General features: G+C 64.8%; 16 protein-coding genes and 1 pseudogene. 10 read left to right on the top strand and 7 right to left on the bottom strand.

Annotation, left to right across the window (positions count from 1 at the left end):
* Nucleotides 1-86 precede the first annotated feature (86 nt).
* A complete protein-coding gene (dnaG, locus tag AAFF19_RS16040; RefSeq protein ID WP_008905973.1) occupies nt 87-2,102 on the bottom strand; it encodes a DNA primase in 2,016 nt (671 codons plus the stop codon).
* Between the two features lie 53 nt (nt 2,103-2,155).
* Here dnaG and AAFF19_RS16035 point away from each other — a divergent pair, with 53 nt between their 5' ends.
* Both AAFF19_RS16035 and AAFF19_RS16030 read left to right on the top strand, forming a co-directional pair.
* Nucleotides 2,156-3,262: an extracellular solute-binding protein gene (locus AAFF19_RS16035; RefSeq protein ID WP_008905972.1), complete on the top strand. Its 1,107-nt coding sequence runs from the start codon at nt 2,156-2,158 to the stop codon at nt 3,260-3,262.
* 3 nt (nt 3,263-3,265) lie between these two features.
* On the top strand, nt 3,266-4,468 hold the full coding sequence (locus AAFF19_RS16030; RefSeq protein ID WP_342720546.1) for a HAMP domain-containing protein: 1,203 nt from the start codon (nt 3,266-3,268) through the stop codon (nt 4,466-4,468).
* Nucleotides 4,469-4,473: 5 nt separating this feature from the next.
* On the opposite strand, the gene AAFF19_RS16025 is transcribed toward AAFF19_RS16030, so the two are convergent.
* On the bottom strand, nt 4,474-5,796 hold the full coding sequence (locus AAFF19_RS16025; RefSeq protein ID WP_342720309.1) for an ISL3 family transposase: 1,323 nt from the start codon (nt 5,794-5,796) through the stop codon (nt 4,474-4,476).
* A 63-nt stretch (nt 5,797-5,859) separates the two neighbouring features.
* Here AAFF19_RS16025 and AAFF19_RS16020 point away from each other — a divergent pair, with 63 nt between their 5' ends.
* Nucleotides 5,860-6,441: a GGDEF domain-containing protein gene (locus AAFF19_RS16020; protein WP_342720545.1), complete on the top strand. Its 582-nt coding sequence runs from the start codon at nt 5,860-5,862 to the stop codon at nt 6,439-6,441.
* A 116-nt stretch (nt 6,442-6,557) separates the two neighbouring features.
* Nucleotides 6,558-8,204, top strand: a complete 1,647-nt coding sequence (locus AAFF19_RS16015; RefSeq protein ID WP_342720544.1) for an acyl-CoA synthetase — start codon at nt 6,558-6,560, stop codon at nt 8,202-8,204.
* Between the two features lie 100 nt (nt 8,205-8,304).
* On the opposite strand, the gene AAFF19_RS16010 is transcribed toward AAFF19_RS16015, so the two are convergent.
* Nucleotides 8,305-9,468 (bottom strand): IS4 family transposase, encoded by a 1,164-nt coding sequence (locus AAFF19_RS16010; RefSeq protein ID WP_034694848.1) that lies wholly within the window; start codon nt 9,466-9,468, stop codon nt 8,305-8,307.
* A 196-nt stretch (nt 9,469-9,664) separates the two neighbouring features.
* Between AAFF19_RS16010 and AAFF19_RS16005 the strand changes: the two genes are divergently transcribed.
* Both AAFF19_RS16005 and AAFF19_RS16000 read left to right on the top strand, forming a co-directional pair.
* The gene (locus tag AAFF19_RS16005; RefSeq protein ID WP_342720543.1) at nt 9,665-10,336 is read left to right on the top strand and encodes a pyridoxamine 5'-phosphate oxidase family protein; all 672 of its coding nucleotides are present in this window, start codon (nt 9,665-9,667) and stop codon (nt 10,334-10,336) included.
* A gap of 197 nt (nt 10,337-10,533) precedes the next feature.
* Nucleotides 10,534-11,289, top strand: a complete 756-nt coding sequence (locus AAFF19_RS16000) for a sulfite exporter TauE/SafE family protein (protein WP_342720542.1) — start codon at nt 10,534-10,536, stop codon at nt 11,287-11,289.
* Nucleotides 11,290-11,389: 100 nt separating this feature from the next.
* Here the strand turns inward: AAFF19_RS16000 and AAFF19_RS15995 are convergent.
* Nucleotides 11,390-11,686: pseudogene (locus tag AAFF19_RS15995) on the bottom strand (tyrosine-type recombinase/integrase); the annotation flags it as partial.
* A gap of 92 nt (nt 11,687-11,778) precedes the next feature.
* Here AAFF19_RS15995 and AAFF19_RS15990 point away from each other — a divergent pair.
* Together AAFF19_RS15990 and AAFF19_RS15985 are read left to right on the top strand one after the other, a co-directional pair.
* Entirely contained in the window at nt 11,779-12,534 is a 756-nt protein-coding gene (locus tag AAFF19_RS15990) for a TIGR02391 family protein (RefSeq protein ID WP_342720541.1), read from the top strand.
* Between the two features lie 25 nt (nt 12,535-12,559).
* Nucleotides 12,560-13,027 (top strand): GNAT family N-acetyltransferase, encoded by a 468-nt coding sequence (locus tag AAFF19_RS15985; protein ID WP_342720540.1) that lies wholly within the window; start codon nt 12,560-12,562, stop codon nt 13,025-13,027.
* A 378-nt stretch (nt 13,028-13,405) separates the two neighbouring features.
* On the opposite strand, the gene AAFF19_RS15980 is transcribed toward AAFF19_RS15985, so the two are convergent.
* The 3 genes from AAFF19_RS15980 to AAFF19_RS15970 all read right to left on the bottom strand — a co-directional run bounded on the left by AAFF19_RS15980 (nt 13,406) and on the right by AAFF19_RS15970 (nt 18,068).
* Nucleotides 13,406-15,250 (bottom strand): gamma-glutamyltransferase family protein, encoded by a 1,845-nt coding sequence (locus AAFF19_RS15980; RefSeq protein ID WP_342720539.1) that lies wholly within the window; start codon nt 15,248-15,250, stop codon nt 13,406-13,408.
* Between the two features lie 197 nt (nt 15,251-15,447).
* Nucleotides 15,448-16,989, bottom strand: a complete 1,542-nt coding sequence (locus AAFF19_RS15975; RefSeq protein ID WP_008905962.1) for a GGDEF domain-containing protein — start codon at nt 16,987-16,989, stop codon at nt 15,448-15,450.
* Nucleotides 16,990-17,093: 104 nt separating this feature from the next.
* A complete protein-coding gene (locus AAFF19_RS15970) occupies nt 17,094-18,068 on the bottom strand; it encodes an NADPH:quinone oxidoreductase family protein (RefSeq protein ID WP_342720538.1) in 975 nt (324 codons plus the stop codon).
* Between the two features lie 138 nt (nt 18,069-18,206).
* Between AAFF19_RS15970 and surE the strand changes: the two genes are divergently transcribed.
* Together surE and AAFF19_RS15960 are read left to right on the top strand one after the other, a co-directional pair.
* Nucleotides 18,207-18,995, top strand: a complete 789-nt coding sequence (gene surE, locus AAFF19_RS15965) for a 5'/3'-nucleotidase SurE (protein WP_342720537.1) — start codon at nt 18,207-18,209, stop codon at nt 18,993-18,995.
* Nucleotides 18,995-19,765, top strand: coding sequence for a protein-L-isoaspartate(D-aspartate) O-methyltransferase (locus tag AAFF19_RS15960; RefSeq protein WP_008905959.1), 771 nt, complete (start codon nt 18,995-18,997; stop codon nt 19,763-19,765). The genes surE and AAFF19_RS15960 overlap by 1 nt, the downstream gene beginning before the upstream one ends.
* Nucleotides 19,766-19,769: the final 4 nt, after the last annotated feature.

Raw genomic sequence — 19,769 nt, 5'->3', positions numbered from 1 at the left:
GCGCGTTTGTCACGGTGGCCCGGCTCGGAGGTGCTGCTGTCGCTCTTGCCAATAACTAACCCTACATTATACCTTTGGCGCAGATTTCAAGCCGCTTTTGCCGCTGCGTTCTGCAAGGCGTTGCGCTTTTGCTCCAGGGCGCGGTAGCGCTCCAGCGCCGTTGGATCCTGCGCCACCTGCAGCACCAGCAGCTTTTGCTGCTCCTTGATGTCCTCGATCTGCATGCGGTTGAGCAGGTCGCGCAGCTCCAGCCGCAGTTCCTGCAGCGCGCCTTCGGTCTGCGCGTGCGAACCCGTCATCACCTTCACGGCCAGCGCCTCGCATTCGTGGTCGCGCAGGCTCTCGCGCAGTACCGCCCAGGCCAGCGGGCCGTACTCGTGAAACTGCGCCTCCAGCCAGACAAACAGCGGGCCGTGGGGGGCGGGCTGGGCGCTCAGGGTGGCGTGATCGTCGTGCGTCAGCTCTTCCAGAAACGCCATGTGCGACAGCAGCAGGCGCGCGGCGTGGTCGGCGCGGCTGGCCGTGGGCGCGCGTGGCAGGCGCGGCTGGGGTGGCCAGGGGGCGTCTCTGTCCTTTTTCTTCCAGGTCCCCGTTTTCCAGTCCCCTGTGCCTTTGCGGAACGGCGGCTTGCTGTAGCCCGTGGCGTAGCCGGAAGAGGGGGCCTCTGCGTATGTGCTCCATGCGTCGGGGCCGGGGGCGCCCGCCCAGGGCGGCACGTCCTCGGAGGGCGATGGTGCGTGGTAGCCCGCCGTTTGCGCACCGCGGCCGCCAGGCCCGGGGGGCCTTGGCTGGTCGCGGCCCTGGCCCGGGCCCCACAGGTCGGCCAGGTCCTGGGCTTTGAGCTGGGTCAGTTCCGCCAGCTCGCCGAGCACCTGGCGCTTGAGCACGCCGTCAGGCAGTGCCGTCCACAAAGGCCGGGCGTTGCTGGCCATGTGGGCGCGGCCTTCTGCCGTGCCAAGGTCGCAGTGCTCGCTGGCCGCCTCGACCAGGAAGCGGCTCAACGGCATGGCATCGCCCACCAGGCGCGCAAAGGCTTCGGTGCCGTGCGCGCGGATGAAACTGTCTGGATCGTGCTCGGCGGGTAGAAAGAGAAATTTGATGCTGCGCGTGTCCGTGGCGTGGTGCAGGGCGCCGTCCAGGGCCTTGCGCGCTGCGCGCCGCCCGGCAGCGTCACCATCAAAGCTGAACACCACCGATTCGGTGAAGCGCAGCAGCTTTTGCACGTGCTCGGGCGTGCAGGCTGTGCCCAGCGTTGCCACGGCGTTGGGAAAGCCCAGCTGCGCCAGTGCCACCACGTCCATGTAGCCTTCGGTGACCAGGGCGTAACCTGCCTCGCGGATGGCGGTGCGGGCCTCGAACAGCCCATAAAGCTCGCGGCCCTTGTGGAACACGGGAGTCTCGGGCGAGTTGAGGTACTTGGGTTTGTCGTCGCCCAGCACACGTCCGCCAAAACCGATGCATTCGCCCTTCACGTTACGGATGGGGAACATCACCCGGTCGCGAAAGCGGTCATAGCGCTTGCCGCCATCCTCGTCGTTCACGATGACCAGGCCGCTTTCTTCCAGCAGCGGGTCGTCGTAGCTCGCGAACACACTGGCCAGGCTGCGCCAGCCCTCGGGCGCATAGCCCAGGCCATAGCGCTTGGCGAGAGTGCCCGACACGCCCCGGCCCTTGAAGTAGCCGATGGCCCGCTGCGACTCACGCAGGTGCCGGCGGTAGGCGTCAGCGGCTTTTTCCAGCACGTCGGTCAGCGTGGCCTGCTTCTGGCGGGCAGCGGCGGCGCGTTCTTTTTCCAGGGGGGACACGTCATCGTCCGGCACCTGCAGCCCCACGCTCTGGGCCAGGTCCTGCACGGCCTCGACAAACCCCATGCCCGCATGGTCCATCAGGAAGCTGATGGCATTGCCGTTTTTTCCACAGCCAAAGCAGTGATAGAACTGCTTGGCCGGGCTCACACTGAAAGAGGGGGATTTTTCGCCGTGAAAGGGGCACAGGCCCATCAGATTGGCGCCGCCTTTCTTGAGCTGTACATAGCGGCCCACGATGTCGACCACATCGACGCGGGCAAGCAGCTCCTGAATGAAAGACTGAGGGATCGTCACGGCGCTATTGTCCGCGTAAACTGTTTGTAACCAGATCTTGCAGAAGCGGGGCGATGGGCATGGCACACAGGGCACGGTGCGCGGTGGATGGGGCGGTCACTTCGGTGCGGCGGTCGCTGCGGCGCCGGGACGTGGCCGTGCTGCTGCCGCTGGCCGCTGCAGCCCTGTGGCCCGCAGCGGTGCACGCGGCGCCGGTGCTGCGTGTGCTGTCCTGGCCGGGCTATGCCGACCCGGATATCGTGGCCGACTTCGAGAGGCGCCACCGGGCGCGGGTGGAGATCACCACCGTGGCCTCTGACGACGTGCTGCGTGCCAAGCTGGCCAATCCGCAGGGCACCGGTTTTGACCTGGTGGCGGCCAACACGGCCGAAATCGCACGGCTGGTGGCGCGACGCCTGCTCACACCGTTGCCACTGCACAACATCTCCAACACCCAGCACCAGCTGCCGCGCTTTCGGCAACTGCACGCCATTGCGGGCATTGCCCAAGGCACGGATGTCTACGCCATGCCCTACACCTATTCCGAGATGGGGCTCATCTACGACCGCGGGCAGTTTGCCCGGCCTCCGGGCTCCATTGCCGTGCTGTGGGATCCGCGCTGGCAGGGGCGTGTGCTGGCGTTCATCGGCAGCAGCCACGGCTTTTCGCTCGCGGCCATGTACCGGGGCGTGCCGCCCTTCCAGATCCCGGTGGGGCAGTTGGGCCCGCTGGCCAAAGACCTGGTGGCCTTGCGCCGCAATGTGCGTGCGTTCTACAGCCTGCCCGAAGAATCGCTGGAACTGTTTCGCAAGCACCGCATTGCGGTCATGCATGCCAACTACGGCCAGCAGCAGCTCAAGCAGCTGCGCGATGCCGGGCTGGATGTGGGCTATGTGGTGCCGCGCGAGGGCGCACTGGCCTGGCTGGACTGCTGGGCCATCACCCGCCAGTCCACCCAGGTTGAGCTGGCCGCCGAGTGGATCAACTACATGCTGGAGCCCGCCGTCAGTGGTGCGCTGACCCGCCGCCAGGGCCTGGCCAACACGCTCGAAGAGCCACCAGCGCTGTCGGCCGATGCCCCGGCCGGCGCCATCGTGTGGCTGGAGCCCGTGGAAGACGAAGCGCGGCGTGCCCAGCTGTGGCAGCGCATTCTGTCGGGCGACCGGCCGAACCGGTTCTGAGCCATGAAAACCCGCGTGAAATGGGGCATTGCGCTGCGGCTGGGGCTGTTGCTGGCATCGTTCAGCGTGTTTGCGGCCATTCTTGCGGGCTACTACACCTTCGACTCCAGCCGCGAGCGGCTGCAGGGGCGGGCCGAGCAGGCGCTGCTGGCCACCACACACGTGCTGGCGCGCCACATGCAGGCCGGCTTTGGCACCGTGGCGCGGGATACCGCGTTTCTGGCCAGCGTGGCGGCCAGCGAGCAGGACAAGTCGGCGCTGGCAGACGTGTTCAAGGCCAGCCTGGTCACCCATCCCAGCTATCTGCAGATCCGCTTCATTGGCGTGCAGGACTTTGGGCTGGAGCAGGTGCGCATTGACCGCAAGGGCGACGCGTGGATCCGCGCCAGCGAGGACGAACTGCAGGAGAAAGCGCATTTCCCCTTTGTGTTTGAAACCCTGGCGCTCGCGCCGGGCGAGGTCTATGTCTCGGAGTTCGGCATCAACCACGAAGGCGCAGCCGACGCAGAGCCCATCCCCGTGTTCAGCATGGCCTCGCCGGTGGTGCGGGGCGGGCAGGTGCGGGGCGTGGTGGTGCTGCGGGTGGCGGCGCAGCCGTTTTTGCGCGATTTCAACACCGCACTGCCGGTGCCCTACGGTTTCTATCTCAGCAACCGGTGGGGTGATTTTCTGGTGCATCCCGATGCGGACCAGTCCTTTGGCTTTGATCGGGGGCAGCGCATCCTGATCCAGGAAAGCTTTGCGCCCGTGGCTGCGCTGATCGATGGCCGCCAGCAGGAAGTGGTGCTCAGCCAGCCGGGCACTGATGACGAGGAAGCCCGCGTCTACTCCTTTGTGCGCATGCCGTATGGGCGTGAAGGTGAAGGGCGGTTCATGGTGGTGGGCCTCTCGCAGCCGCTGGCTGCGGTGCAGGGCGAGGTGGTGAGCCTGGGCAACAGCATCCTCAAGATCCTGCTGGTGCTCAGTGCGGTGGGCGTGGTGCTGGCAGCGCTGGTGTCGCGCGCAGTCACGCAGCCCCTCAAGGCCATCGTGCAGGCCACGCAGGCGGTCACGCTGGGGCGCGCGCACGCCACGCTGCCCGTGCACCGGGACGACGAGGTGGGCGAGCTGGCGCGCAGCTTTCAGGACATGGAGCAGCAGATCCACCGCCAGATGACCGAGCTGAACGCCAGCCGCGGGCTCTATGCCGTTTTGTGTGGAACTTGACAACCTCAAAGACACCGATGCACCCATCCATCAGCCTGCGGCAATGCTGGTTGCAGCGGATTGAGCGGCAAATGCTCGAGCCTGGACATGCGCAAATACGCGATGGCAATGAAGTGGCTGGCGGTTCTGAAGCCCCTGGCAGCTCGCTTGGCCTGCTGCAGCAAGCCGTTCATGGCCTCCACATAGGCGTTGCTGCGACTGTCCAGCATCCCGCGCACGACCGCGTCGAATCGTTCGCTCAAGGTCTTGGCCAGTTTGCGGAACGGCTCCAGGCGGCTGCGCCGCGCCCAGCTCAGCCAGCCCTTCAATTCCTTGCTGGCATGCTCCCTGTCGTTGCCCGCCGCTGCACTGGCGTAGACCGCGCGCAGTGCCATCTTCAGGCGCCACGCCCGCGCACTCTTGAGCGTGCAGCGCTGAAGCCAGTGCATCGCGCTGGTTTGCCTGGCGCTCCAGTCCCCGGGATTGCGGCGCATACCCCAGGCCAAACTCTTGAGCAGCTTGCGGTCGTTGTCGCCCAAGGCCTCCTTGATCGCCTGGGGCTGGGTGCTCATCTCTTGGCGCCGCACCCCATCCATCGCCTCGTTGGCCATGGCAATCACATGGAAGCGGTCGTAACTGATCTGGGCATTGGGCAAGGCCAGTGCTACGCCCTTGGCGTAGGCCGCACTCATGTCCTGGCAGACATGTTCGATCTGGGCTGGATCGCCTGCGTGTGCCTTGAGGTCGGCAGCGAAGTCCACCACGCTTTGGTGATCACGCCCCTCGCAAGCAAACAACAGTCGCTTGGCATCGAGGTCGTGCACCACGGTGATGTAGTTCTGTCCCTTGCGCAGGCTGGTCTCGTCGATCCCCACCGTGCGCACCGTGCTCATGTCGTCCAGGGCGCGGGCCTGATTGACGTAGTACTCGATACGCCGCCACAGCGCCTTGTCCGCACAGCGCAGCAGTGCAGCCGCCTGGCGCACCGGCAGCGTCTGGCACAGAGACAAGGCCAGAGCTTCAAACAAGGCAGTAAAGCCGCTGCCTTCGCGTGCCCAGGGCACCTCCATCTGCGTCGTCTTGCCGCAGGCCGTGCAGGCAATGCGCGGTACCTGGGCGTGCAGCCAGGCCTCGTACTGAAAGAAGTCCAGGTGCCGCCATTGGCGCTTGAGCCGGTCATGCACGCCTTGCCCTGCAGCCTGGCAATGGGGGCACGTCAGGCGATTGGCCTTGCAGGTGAGCTCGAAGTCGATGCGCCGACGTGCGGTGTCCAGTTCCACTTTCTCAACGCTCCACGGCTCCTGCAAACCCAGTGCGCTGGTGAACAGCGCCTCAATGCCAACACCCATCTTGCAATCCTCCTCAGCAAAAAGCACCGCCCGGTGGATTTGTGGACAACTCGGATTGCCGAGTTGCCCACAAGCCCCACCGGGCTCCACTACGATGGATTCTCGCTGTCAAATTCCACACGAAACGACGAGGAACCCAGCCGCGACGCCATGGCCCACCTGGCGCACCACGACGCGCTCACCGGCCTGCCCAACCGCCGCATGTTCGAGCAGCGCCTGGCCCAGGTGCTGGAGCTGTCGCGCCGCAGCGGCCGCAGCTGTGCCCTGCTGTTTGTGGATCTGGACGACTTCAAGGCCATCAACGACACGCGCGGTCATGCCGTGGGCGACCTGGTGCTGCAGGCCGTGGCCCGCACCATCACGGGTGCCGTGCGGCAGGTGGACACCGTGGCCCGGCTGGCCGGGGACGAGTTCACGGTGCTCTGCGAAAACGTGGACTCCGAACAAGCAGCGCTGCAGATCGTGACCAAGCTGCAGCACGCGTTCATGCTGCCGCTGGACATTGAGGGCCGGCCCCTGCCCGTGCGCGCCAGCATCGGCCTGAGCCTGTTCCCGCGCGACGCGCAGGATGCGCGCACACTGATGACCAGCGCAGACGCGGCCATGTACCGCATCAAGCAAAGCCGCCGGCAGGACAAGGCATGAGCTGCCCCCATTGGCGCTGCGGTTTCACACAGGTTGGCCGGTGTTGCCTCCATGTCAGCCAGTGGCGCTAGGCTGTCGCTTGTTCACCTTATTGCCTGATCTTCTTGCACTGACCCATGACCTCCATCTTTGACCAGCACCTGCCCCGCAACGAAGCCAACTTTGCCGCCCTGTCGCCCCTGTCGTTCATCGAACGCACGGCCGAGGTCTACCCCGACCGTCTGGCCATCGTGCACGGCGAGCTGCGCCAGACCTGGGCCCAGACCTACGCCCGCTGCCGCCAGCTGGCCAGCGCGCTGACCAAGGCAGGCATCGGCAAGAACGACACCGTGGCCGTGATGCTGCCCAACACACCCCCCATGGTGGAGGCGCACTTTGGCGTGCCCATGGCGGGCGCCGTGCTCAACACCCTCAACACCCGGCTCGACCCCGAGGCCATCGCCTTCATGCTGGATCACGGCGAGGCCAAGGCCGTGATCGTGGACCCGGAGTTCACCGGCACCCTGGCCAAGGCGCTGGCCCTGCGCACCGCCCCCACGCCCCTGCGCGTGATCGAGGTGCAGGACGCGCTCTACGGCCCCGCCGTGCAAAGCCTGGGCGGCACCGACTACGACGCCTTTGTGGCCAGCGGCGACGCCGCCTTTGCCTGGAGCCTGCCCGCCGACGAGTGGGATGCGATAGCGCTCAACTACACCAGCGGCACCACCGGCAACCCCAAGGGCGTGGTCTACCACCACCGGGGCGCCGCCACCAACGCCATCAGCAACGTGCTGGAGTGGGACATGCCCAAACACGCGGTGTACTTGTGGACGCTGCCCATGTTCCATTGCAACGGCTGGTGCTTTCCCTGGACCATCGCAGCGCGTGCTGGCGTCAACGTGTGCCTGCGCCGCGTGGACGCACAAGCTATCTTCGACGCCATCCGCAACCACGGCGTCACGCACTACTGCGGCGCGCCCATCGTGCACGGCCTGCTGGTCAACGCGCCCGATGCGATGAAGGCGGGCATCCCCGCAGGCGTCAAGGCCATGGTGGCGGGCGCCGCGCCGCCGGCCTCGATGATCGAGGGCATGGAAAAGATGGGGTTTGACCTGACCCACGTGTACGGCCTGACCGAGGTGTACGGCCCGGCCACGGTGTGCGCCAAGCACGAGGCCTGGGACGGCCTGGACATCGGCGAGCGCGCCCGCCTCAACGCCCGCCAGGGCGTGCGCTACCACCTGGAGCGCGACGTGCGCGTGCTCGACCCCGAGACCATGCTGCCGGTGCCGCAGGACGGCGAAACCATGGGCGAGATTATGTTCAAGGGCAACATCGCCATGAAGGGCTACCTCAAGAACCCCAAGGCCACCGACGAGGCCTTTGCGGGCGGCTGGTTCCACAGCGGCGACCTGGCCGTGCAGTACCCCGACGGCTACATCAAGATCAAGGACCGCAGCAAGGACATCATCATCTCGGGCGGCGAAAACATCTCGTCCATCGAGGTGGAAGACGTGCTCTACCGCCACCCCGACGTGCTGGCCGCCGCCGTGGTGGCCAAGCCCGATGCCAAGTGGGGCGAGACACCCTGCGCGTTTGTGGAGCTGAAGGCCGGTGCGCAGACCACACCCGAAGACATCGTGGCCCACTGCAAGAAGCACCTCGCGGGCTTCAAGGTGCCACGCGCCGTGGTGTTTGGCGAGCTGCCCAAGACCAGCACCGGCAAGATCCAGAAGTTCGAGCTGCGCAAGCAGGCGGGCTCGGCGGCGGCTATCGACCTGTGATGAACTTGCAAAAATGATAGCTGCCAGCGCTTGCTGGATAAGCGCTAGCGGCCATTTTGGCTTGATTTTTCACTACTGTCCGGTAAATTTCCTTGATGCATCAGAATAGCTCCGTCTGATGCTGTCCTTGCTCAATCTCATCTCCGGTGAGTGCGTTGGTCACCATCTGTGCCAGGGTGACCTTCTCGAACATGTTGACCTCCGCCAGATGCAGGAAGTTGCGCAATGAAATCCGCGCATGAAACGGCTTGTGGGCGATCAAGGCCATGAGATAGGTACATACCGCAATCCAGATTTGCGAGCGCACCGCGTTCAGTGAGTTGCCGAAGAAGTGTTTGACGTTCAAGTTCTGCTTGAGCCACTTGAAGAACAACTCAACCTGCCAACGCTGCTTGTAGATCGTGGCGATGGTCAGGGCCGATAAGTCCAGGCGATTGCTCAGAAACACCAACTCCAGGCAGCTCACGGCGTCATAAAAGCGTACCCGACGCAAAGGCTGTGGGTAGCCCTTCTTGGAGCGCTCCCCGGTCAGCACAATCGTCTGGTCTGACCAGACTCCTGCCTTGGCGTCGGTGGGGTGCGCTTCAGTGCAATGAAAACTCAAGTTGCCTTTGGCGCGCACCACAAAACTGCATTCCTGCTGCACCAGCAGGTACAGCCGGGCAAAGTCCACATAGCCCCGATCCAGCACTACGATGGAGCCCTTTGGCAGAGCCAAATTGTCCAGCAGGCTCACATCACTGACCTTGCCCGTGGTGATGGTAAGCATGACCGGAATCGCGCCACGCAAGTCGATTACGGTGTGGGCTTTGATGCCTGCTTTAGTAGATCGAAAGTCAGCCCAAGGAAACAGGCTCAGGCACAAATCAATGGTGGTGGAGTCCATGGCATACAACGGCTCCTTAAGGCCCAACCCAATGTCATGGTCTTGGTACAAAGCCAGCGCCATCTCTGTCAGACGATGCCCCAGTGCTTCAAACAATGCCGAGTCGCGCCGCTCGTTGGCATCGGCCAAGGTGGAGCGTGACACCCGCTGGCGCAGGCCCAGGTGATAGAGCTTGCTGCTCTGAGAATTCAAGCACGCGATCAGGTCACGCAAACCCTCTCTGCGGGTGAGCTGCGCGTAGGCCATGCAGATGAAGTGACTCCATGCGGTGAAGTCGCGCGTCCATCGGTTGGCTTGGTATTTGTCAACAAGGTGTTCAAAGTGGCTAAACGGCACGACCCCCAGCAGTTGTGCGAAAACCGTGCGCCCAGTGTTCATGGTGTAGACCCCAAAAATGAGGCCACGGTACGCCACGGGCGTGGATCGCGTTTCAAATCGCCGGAATCGAGAATCCTCTGGGAACCCGCGCCCGGCCTATGTCTGAGCTAATTTGCCGGGAGATTTACCGGACAGTAGTGTTGATTTTTAACAGTACCCGCTGCGCAGCTTGCCAGCCCGCCCATGGCACGGCACGATGCAGGGCATGACTGCACCCGCGCCCCTGAACCCCACCGCTCTGTCTGCGGACAGCGAACACACCATCCACACCCTTAGGCAGCTCGAATCCCTGCTGGGCACGCCCAGCGAAGCCGCAGTCGCCAAGGAGCTGCCCCGCGTGCACCCCGGCTACCGCGCCATGATCGAGGCATCCCCCTTTGCCGTGCTGGCCACCCAGGGCCCCGGCGGGCTGGACGCATCACCGCGCGGCGACCCGGCTGGCTTTGTGCAGGTGCTGGACGACGACCAAACCCTGCTGCTGCCCGAACGCCGCGGTAACCACCGCGCCGACAGCCTGCGCAACATCCTCACCGACCCGCGTGTGGCGCTGCTCTTCCTCATACCCGGCGTGGGCGAAACCCTGCGGGTGAACGGCCGCGCGCACATCAGTGTGGCGCCCGATCTGCGGGCGCGCTTTGTGGTCAACGGTAAGCCGCCCCAATGCGTGCTGGTCATCAAAGCCGAATCGGTGTACTTCCAGTGCGCGCGCGCCATCCAGCGGTCCGGCTTGTGGGACTCCGTTCCGCCTGGCACGCCCCGGCCCGTGCCCACGCCCGGCGCGCTGCTCGCGTCCATCACGCACGGCAGTTTTGACGGCGAAACCTACGACCGCGAACTGCCAGCACGCCAGCAGGCCTCGCTGTACTGAGAGGCTGAGAGGAAATCGGTCATGCCCGCCTTGACGCCCCAAACCACCGCCCGCGGCGTTGCAAATGCGCGCCATAGCCCGAGTTACGGCTGTGCTTTGCGCCTTGCTGGCGGCGCTTTGGCGCACCCTTTCGGGCACGCCCGACTCCCTCTCAGCCTCTGAGCCGAACTGGTCCAACGAAAAGAACAGGCGGACGCATGGACGGCGTATGGTGGGTGGTGGTGCTGGGCGCGGCGGCCGCGGGCTTTGTGCAAGGCCTGTCGGGCTTTGGCTTCAGCATGGTGGCCATGTCCTTCTGGGCCTGGACTTTGGAGCCCCGCCTTGCCGCCGTGCTGGCCGTGTGCGGCGCACTCACCGGGCAGATCGTTGCGGCCGCAACGGTGCGGCGCGGCTTTGACACAGCCCGCCTGCTCCCTTTTGTGCTGGGCGGCTTGGCGGGCATCCCCCTGGGTGTGGCCTTGCTGCCCCGGCTGGACATGGACGCCTTCAAGCTCGTGCTGGGCACGCTGCTGGTGCTGTGGTGCCCGGCCATGCTGCTGGCCCGCCAGCTTCCCCACATCACCGCTGGCGGCCGCGTGGCGGATGCGGCCGTGGGCCTCTCGGGCGGTGTGATGGGCGGCCTGGGCGGCTTCACCGGCGTGCTGCCCACGCTGTGGTGCACCCTGCGCGGGCTCGACAAGGACGTGCAGCGCGCCATCATCCAGAACTTCAACCTGGCCATGCTGCTGGTGACCTTCGCCACCTACGCCTCCACCGGCCTCATCACCCGCGCCACGCTGCCCCTGCTGGCACTGGTGATTCCGGCCATGCTGGTGCCGTCACTGCTCGGCACCCGGCTGTACCTGGGCATCAGCGAGGCGCGGTTCAAGCAGGTGGTGCTGGGGCTGCTCACGCTGTCAGGCGCGGCGATGCTGGTGGCGAGTTTGCCGAAGCTGTTGGCAAGGTGGGGGTGATCGAGAGAATGCTCACCTATTGATAGCTGCTAGCGCTTGATGGATAAGCGCTAGAGGCTGATTTGGTCAATATTTTTCCGTTTGTGCCCAACGCAGCGTGTCAATTCGTGGGCTGCATCGAATCCAGCGGACTGGCCGTGCCACCAGCCGCCACCTTCAGGACATGGGTGTAGATCATGGTGGTGGACACATCGCTGTGGCCGAGCAACTCTTGCACGGTGCGGATGTCGGTGCCCGACTGCAGAAGGTGCGTGGCAAAGCTGTGGCGCAGTGTGTGCACCGAAACGGGTTTGCATATGCCTGCTTGTGCCACGGCCTTCTTGACGGCCCGCTGCAGCCGCTCCTCAAACAGGTGATGCCGCCGCTGCACGCCCGAACGTGGGTCTACAGAGAGGGTGGGTGAGGAATAACCCGCATGGTTCGTTTTATCCCGCAGGTTCTGCGGGATACATTACGTTAGACCGCGCAAGTATTGTTGGAGGAGAACACGTGCCGACGCAGTGGAAGAATGAGGAGGACTTGTCGGAGGGCATCCGGAAGCTCATGTATCGGATGGACGCGCTTGGAGCGCCCAGCCTAAAGAGTGACATCCAGGCAAATGCGGTGAGCGTGAGCGTGCAGGAGTCAGCCTTTCGGAACACCATCCGGGAGGTGTTCGGTGCCGACTCTCCTGAGTTCGAAGAGTTTGGTAATGTTCAGATGCTCCAAGGGCCGCTACGCGTAGGGATGTCCGCCGGCGAAGTGGCGCTCGCAAGACTTCGCGGGCGTGACTACATGGTCCACGTACTCTCTGAGCTTATTCAGCGCCTGCAGCAGAAGATCATCGAACTTCGCAGGCGTATTGAAGCGGGCTCTCTACCGTCTGCGTCCGAAGAGCTTCATCCCGTAATTGCCACGGCGACGAAGGATCTGGTGGCTAGCGGGCACGCCTGGGAAGCGCTCTTCGCTGCAGGGAAGGCTTTGGTGCTGCATGTGAAGCAGCGTTCTGGGCGGACTGACCTAGACGGTGTGGCGTTAATGCGCACTGTGTTCTCGAAGAACAGTCCAATCCTGAAGTTCAACGAGCTTGCTACGGCTTCGGATTTGGACGAGCAAGAAGGAATGATGCACCTTTACGAGGGAGCGGTGATGGCGCTGAGGAATCCCGGTGGTCACGGATTCCCCACAGGGCCGGACGAGCGAGCCATGCAGTACATCCAGTTTCTAAGCCTTCTCGCAGCCAGAGTCGATGAGGCGACGAGATAACGTGGCAACGCGGTCTAACAGGTCGTTGAACATCACCATCAGGGAAGCCGCAGTTCGAGACACCAGCTCCGTTGCGGAGTTGTTTGACCTTTATCGTCAGTTCTACGAACAACCCGCCGACCTCCCTCGCGCTACCGCGTTCATCGCCGATCGAATCAATGGGAACGAGTCGGTCATTCTGCTCGCCACCTCCCAAGAGGCTGGGCCGGTTGGCTTCTGCCAGCTTTACCCAACATTCTGTTCGGTTGAGGCGCAACCCATATACACGCTCTACGACCTCTTCGTCTTACCCATCGCGCGCAGGAGTGGAGTTGGAAAAATGCTGCTGCAAGCCGCAGAGAACCGCGCCATGTCGGACGGCAAGGCGCGAATGGATCTCACAACAGCAAGAACCAACCGTCAGGCGCAACAACTTTATGAGTCCATGGGCTGGGTTCGCGATGAAGTGTTCTTCGCCTATAGCCGCCATGTGGACAAGCAATCAGCGTCATGACCCTCAATCACCGCAGCGTTATCAATCAGCGCCTCACTGGGCGTCGCAGGGGATGCCTCCTCCAGTGTGCGCTTCGGCAACGCAAAGCGGGCGCCCCTGAACTTGGGCGTTAAGACTCAGCCCATCGAAAACCTCTTCGCGCTTCTGGCCGAGCCCGCAGTCCTTGTCGGCGTGGTATGTGGCGTGGCGTGGGGATAGCGGTAGCGGTAGCATTTCACTGGCTTGCGCCCGCAGGAACCGATACCGTCTCGGCGGGCGCTTGGTTCGTAGGCGTGGGAGCGGTCGGAGGTCTGATTTGGGTTGGGTTTCCCGAAGTGGGCTCAGCGTGAACGGTCTGAAGGGGATGAAGGAGGCCGAACCATTGCCCGGCCCACTCCATCAATCCCCCATCACCACCCCTTCACGCCGCGGGTCGGCCCCACCCATCCACAGTTTCTTGCCATGCGCGTTGCCCAGGGTGATGGCCTGCAGGCCGCTCGTCATGTTCATCTCGCGCACCTCGGCACCGCGCGCGCGCAGGGCCTCCACCGTCGCGGGCGGGAATCGTTTTTCTTCCAGCAGGGTGGGGCCGTTCATGGAGCCGAAGTTGGGCAGGTTGATGGCCTGCTGGGGCATCAGGCCCCAGTTGAAGACGCCGTACAACGTCTTGGCGGTGTAGTGGATGATGGCTGCCCCGCCGGGGCTGCCGCCACTCATCAGGAATTCGCCCGTGGCCTTGTCGAACACCAGCGTGGGCGCCATCGAGGAGCGGGGGCGCTTGCCGGGCTGCACGCGGTTGGCAATGGGCTGGCCTTGCGCGTCGTTGGGGGCAAAGCTGAAGTCGGTGAGTTCGTTGTTCAGCAAAAAGCCCTTGACCATCTGGCGGGCACCAAAGGCGTCTTCGATGGTGGTGGTCATGGCCACGGCGTTGCCGTGGGCATCGACGATGCTGATATGGCTGGTGCCGTATTCGGGCTGGTCGGGCATGGGGGCGTAGCCGGTCTTCACGGCGGCCGGGTTGCCGGGCTGGGCAACCTTCATGCTTTGCGTGCCGATGAGCTTGGCGCGTTCGGCCAGGTAGGCGGGGGCGATCAGGCTGCTCCAGCTGCCGCCGGGGGGCTGCACAAAGTCGGGGTCGGCCACGTAGAGGGCGCGGTCGGCAAAGGCCAGGCGGGCGGCCTCGGTGTACAGGTGCAGCCAGTCGGCCGACGGGATGCCGTCTTGCAGCGGCTTGGCGGCGGCGTCGGTGTTTTTCAGGATGCCCAGGATCTGCCCGATGGCAATGGCGCCTGAGCTGGGCGGCGGGAAGCCGCACACGCGGAAGTCTTTGGCCTGCACCTGGTAGTCGTGGCACAGGGCTTCGCGCTTTTTGGGCTGGTAGCCCGCCAGGTCGGCCATGCTGAGCTTGCCGGGATTGGTGGGGTGTTTTTGCACCTTGTCGACGATGGCCTGGGCGATCTCGCCTTCGTGCAGGGCCTTGCTGCCTTCGGCGGCGATACGGCGCAGCACGGCGGCCAGCTCGGGGTTGCGCAGGTTGAAGCCCACGTCGCGTGCGTCGCCATCGGGCTTGTAGAAGTAGGCGGCGGCGACGGGGTCTTTCTTGAGGTGGGCGTCGGCCTTCACCAAAGTATTCAGCCGTGCGCTGACCTTGAAGCCGCCTTCGGCCAGGGTGATGGCGGGCTGGAACAGGCTGGCCCAGGGTAGCTTGCCGTGCTGCTTGTGCGCCATCTCCAGCATGCGCACGGTGCCGGGCACGCCCACCGATCGGCCGCCCACCACACCGTCGTAGAACGGCACGGGTTTCCCATCGGCGCCCAGGAACAGTTTTTCGTCGGCAGCGGCGGGGGCGGTCTCGCGGCCGTCATAGGCCTCTACGGTCTTGCCGGTGCTGTGCAGCAGGAAGGCGCCGCCGCCGATGCCGCTGGACTGGGGCTCTACCAGCGTCAGCACCATCTGCACGGCGATGGCAGCGTCGATGGCTGAGCCACCGGCCTTGAGGACCTGGTAGCCCGCGTCGGTGGCCAGCGGGTTGGCGGCGGCCACGGCGAACTTCTCGGTGGCCCAGCCGGGTTTTTCGGTGTAGCCCGATGAACCCTCGGGTTGGGCGGGCACGGTGTAGGCGAACTGCGAGGGGGCGCTGGCGCAGCCCGCGAGCGCTGCCACGGCGGCCAGGGCGGCAGTGGCGAGCAGTTTGCGGCCCAGGCGGGGCGAGGTGAGCGGGCTGGGCGAGAAGGCTTGGGGCATGGCGTTTCCTTGGGTGCGAGAAGTAGTGGGCATCGTACGGTGCCTTGGGGGTAGCGCAGAAGGGCGTTACATCAGGCTACAGGGCAGAAAATTTTAATGATTTTGGCCTCCAGCGCTTAACTGGTAAGCGCGAGCAGCTATAAATTTAGTAGCAATTGGCCCGAAGCGTGCACCCTGCGCCTCGGTGCGCCCCGGCTTCAGGCTGCCATCACACGGTTCTTGCCCGAGCGCTTGGCAAGGTACATGGCCTTGTCGGCGCGGATGATGGCGTCGGCGCTGCTTTCGTTGTCGTGCAACTGGGCCACGCCGGCGCTGAAGGTGATGAGCACTTTTTCAGTGCCTTGCAGGAAGAACCGTGTGGTGAGTTCGCGCTGAAGGCGTGTCATGGCGGTCACGCCGCTGGCGGCCAGGGTGTCGGGCAGCACCAGCACGAATTCTTCGCCGCCGTACCGTGCCAGCAAATCCTGCGGCCGCATCACTTCGCGCGTGACCTGCGCCAGGTGCACCAGGGCGGCGTCTCCGCCCGAGTGGCCCAGTCGGTCGTTGATGGTCTTGAAGTTGTCCACGTCGAGCAGGGCCAGGCACAGGGGCGAGCCCAGGCGGCGTGCACGCGCGATTTCGCGCTCCATGGCTTCATCGAGGCCCTTGCGGTTGAGCGAACCGGTCAGCGGGTCATGCCGCGCCTGGGCGCTGGCGCGGTCGAGTTCTTCCTGCAGCCGGGCGACTTCGGCGCGTTTGGCTTCTGTGCGCTCGCGCAGGTCCTGCAGTTCGTCGTGGGCTACACGGCTGTCCAGCGCCATCGCGCGGGTGGCCGACATGACCTCTTGCAGCACGGGCGCGATTTCTTCCAGCGTGTTGGCCTTGCCGATCAGGTCGGCACACCGCGCCATCGTGCCCTGGTAGCTGGAGCTGGACGCCGTGATGGCGGCCAGTCGGTCGATGAAGGTGGCCAGCATGTCCTTCATCTGCTCCTGCGCTTCCACGGTGCGCGCCTTGGCCTCGGTCTGCTTGAAGATCACGTCTTTCAGGCGCCGCTGCACGTCGTCCAGGCGGCGCAGCGTGAGGGGCGGGGTGGAGGCGGCCATCAGCGCCTCGGCCTGGCCTTGCAGCCAGCGGTCTTCGGTGCTGAGCACGGCGATGTTCTCGAACACCATGTGCAGCAGCTCCAGCAGGCCGGCGCGTATGGATGCCTGCTCCTCGGTGGCAAATGACAGCCGGTAGGTGAAGTTGCCCAGCATGAGCTGGACGGTAGAGATGGGCGGCGCAGGCTCCTTCAGAAACGCGATGAGCTTTTGCGCCATCTCGATCACGCGGGCGTCGTCTTCGCCCAGCGCGGGCAGGGTGTTGTCGATCAGGCGGGCCAGCATCTGCGCAAACTCGTCCGGCAGCACGCCAGGGCTGGTGCGGGGGTCGGGCGGGGTTTCTACGGGGGCCGCCGCGGCGGCAGCAGGGCTCAGCCCCAGGTTGGCATAGCCCACCAGCACGCTTTGGAGCGAAGTCCAGTCTTTCTGGCTGACGGCACGTTCAAACTGGCCGAGAAGGCGCTTCTGCGCGGGGGTCTGGCCCGGCAGCACGCGCAGGATCTGGCTGAGCGGGCCTTCCGGAAACGGCTGCACGCTGCGGCTTCCGGCGATTTCATCGTACAGCGCCAGATAGTTGTCGGGCGTGGGGGGCAGACGGCGGGCCGCCAGCTGTTTGAGCGTCTCGCGCGCGATGTCGGAAGGTGGTCGGTCGGCCATGTGCGGACACCAGTGTCAGGGGGAGGCAGGAGTTGCGAGTGTGACACAGCGGCCGGTTTGCCGAGGGGAGGTCCTGCCAAATCCACAGACTGGCAGGACGGGGGTCAGTTCACCATGACGAGCTTGCCCATCACCCCCCGCGAACCCATGTGCGCGTAGGCGGCGGGCAGCTCGGCCATGGGCATGGTGCAGTCGATCACGGGCTTGATCTTGCCCTGCGCATACCACTGCGCCAGCTCGCCCATCATGGCAGCATTGGCCTTGGGCTCGCGCTTGGCAAAGTCGCCCCAGAACACGCCCACGATGGACGCACCCTTGAGCAGCGCCAGGTTGAAGGGCAGGGCCGGGATGGGGCCGGAAGCGAACCCCACCACCAGGTAGCGCCCGCGCCATGCAATGGAGCGGAAGGCGGGCTCGGCAAAGTCGCCGCCCACAGGGTCATAGATCACGTCGGGGCCCTTGCCGTCGGTCAGGGTCTTGATGGCCTCGCGCAGGTTGTCCTTGCTGTAGTTGATGGTGGCATCGGCCCCGATGGATGTGCACAGCGCGCATTTTTCCTCGCTGGACGCAGCGGCGATCACGCGCGCGCCCATGGCCTTGGCGATCTGGATGGCGGCCGTACCCACGCCCCCGGCGGCGCCCAGCACCAGCACGGTCTCGCCCGCCTTGAGCTGTGCGCGGTCTACGAGGGCATGGTGCGAGGTGGCGTAGATCATGATGAATGCAGCCGCGTCCACGTACGAAAAGCCATCCGGCAGCGGCATGCACAGGGCTGCCGGGGCGATGGTGTGGGTGCCAAAACCACCGGTGCCCGACAGGCAGGCCACGTTCTGGCCGACCTTGAGGTGGGTGACGCCTTCGCCCACGGCTGCCACCACGCCTGCGTACTCCGAGCCGGGGACGAAAGGCAGAGGCGGTTTCATCTGGTACTTGTTCTGCACGATCAGCAGATCGGGGAAGTTCAGGCTGGCCGCCTTGATCTCGATCAGCACCTCGCCCGCCTTGGGCGTGGGCGTGGGCAGTTCGGTCCAGGCCAGGGCGTCAACGCCGGTGGGGTTGGTGCAAAGCCAAGCGTGCATGGGAAAAGTCTCCTGTCAGTGTGGGTTGCATGATAGGCGGGGCTGCAGGCAGCGCCGTGTCCCAAGAGCGACGGATATGGGCTGCACACGGCACGTGGAGGCCCCACCTACAATCCGTTGCAAGCTCTACCGCAACCCATGAAAATTCTGATATCCAACGACGACGGCTACCAGGCCCCTGGCATCGTGGCGCTGCACGATGCCCTGAAATCCCTTGACGGGGTGGAGGTGGAAGTGGTCGCACCCGAGCACAACAACAGCGCCAAGTCCAATGCGCTGACCCTGCACTCGCCACTGTATGTGCACAAGGCGCACAACGGCTTCCGTTATGTGAACGGAACGCCGGCCGACTGTGTGCACATCGCCCTGACGGGGCTGCTGGGCTACCGGCCCGATCTGGTGGTGTCGGGCATCAACAATGGCGCGAACATGGGCGACGACACCATCTATTCGGGCACGGTGGGCGCGGCCATGGAGGGCTTTCTGTTTGGCATTCCGGCCATTGCCTTCTCGCAGGTGGACAAAGGCTGGGGCGAGATCGAGGCTGCAGCGGCCAAGGCACGGGAGATCGTGGCGCAGATGCGCGCCCAAAACCTGGTGACCGATACACCCTGGCTGCTGAACGTGAACATTCCCAACATGCCGCTTGCGGCGTTGCAGCCGATCAAGCTGTGCCGCCTGGGGCGTCGCCACGCGGCCGAGCGTGTGATCGTGCAGGAAAGCCCCCGGGGTGAGGCGATGTACTGGATTGGTGGCGCCGGGGCGGCCAAAGACGATGCGGAAGGCACGGATTTCCATGCCACGGCGCAGGGCCATGTGTCCATCACGCCCCTGAAGGTGGACCTCACCGACCATGACAACCTGGGCTATTGGGCGCAAACGGCGTCCCGGCTTGTGGCTGGGGCGGCTGGCGCCCCCACAGTCTGATGCAGCGCCGCCCCGGGTTTCCGGCCCGCTTGCCGGGATCAGGTGCTGTGCCCGCCCGCACTGCACCGCCAGCACCCGCAGTGCGCAGCCCTGCTGCGCCAACCCCGGTGGGGGTGGGGCTGGATTCAGCTGCGGTGCGCGCCCGCATGGTGCAAAAACTCGCCGCCGGAGGCATCACGTCGCCAGCCGTGCTGCAAGCCATGGGCAGGGTGGAGCGACACCGTTTTGTAGACAGTGCCCTGGTCAACCAGGCTTATGAAGACACCAGTTTGCCCATTGGCCTGGGCCAGACCATTTCCAAACCCAATGTTGTTGCCCGCATGTGCGAGCTGCTGTTGGGAGCAGAGATTGCGCGTGCCGGGGGTTTGGGCCGGGTGCTGGAGATCGGTACCGGCTGCGGTTACCAGGCGGCGGTGCTCAGCTTTCTGGCGCGCGAGGTCTATACCGTGGAGCGCCTGCGCGGGCTGCACGACAAGGCGAGACAGAACCTGCGCCCGTTTCGGCTGGCCAATGTCCATCTGCTTTTGGGGGATGGCATGTTGGGATACGCCCAGGGCGCACCCTATGCTGCGATCATCGCCGCGGCGGGTGGAGACGCCGTGCCCCCGGCCTGGTGCGACCAGCTGGCCGTGGGCGGGCGTCTGGTAGCACCGATGGCCCTTGCGGGCGGGCAGCAGATGTTGCTGGTCATCGACAGAACACCGCACGGATTGAAACAAAACGTGCTCGAACCGGTCCATTTTGTACCCCTAAAATCGGGGATTGCGTAAAGGA

The sequence above is a fragment of the Acidovorax sp. FHTAMBA genome, from assembly GCF_038958875.1.
In the GTDB taxonomy this organism is placed as follows: domain Bacteria; phylum Pseudomonadota; class Gammaproteobacteria; order Burkholderiales; family Burkholderiaceae_C; genus Acidovorax.
Note: the sequence above shows the minus strand (reverse complement) of the source record. Positions and strands in the feature narration are given on the sequence as shown.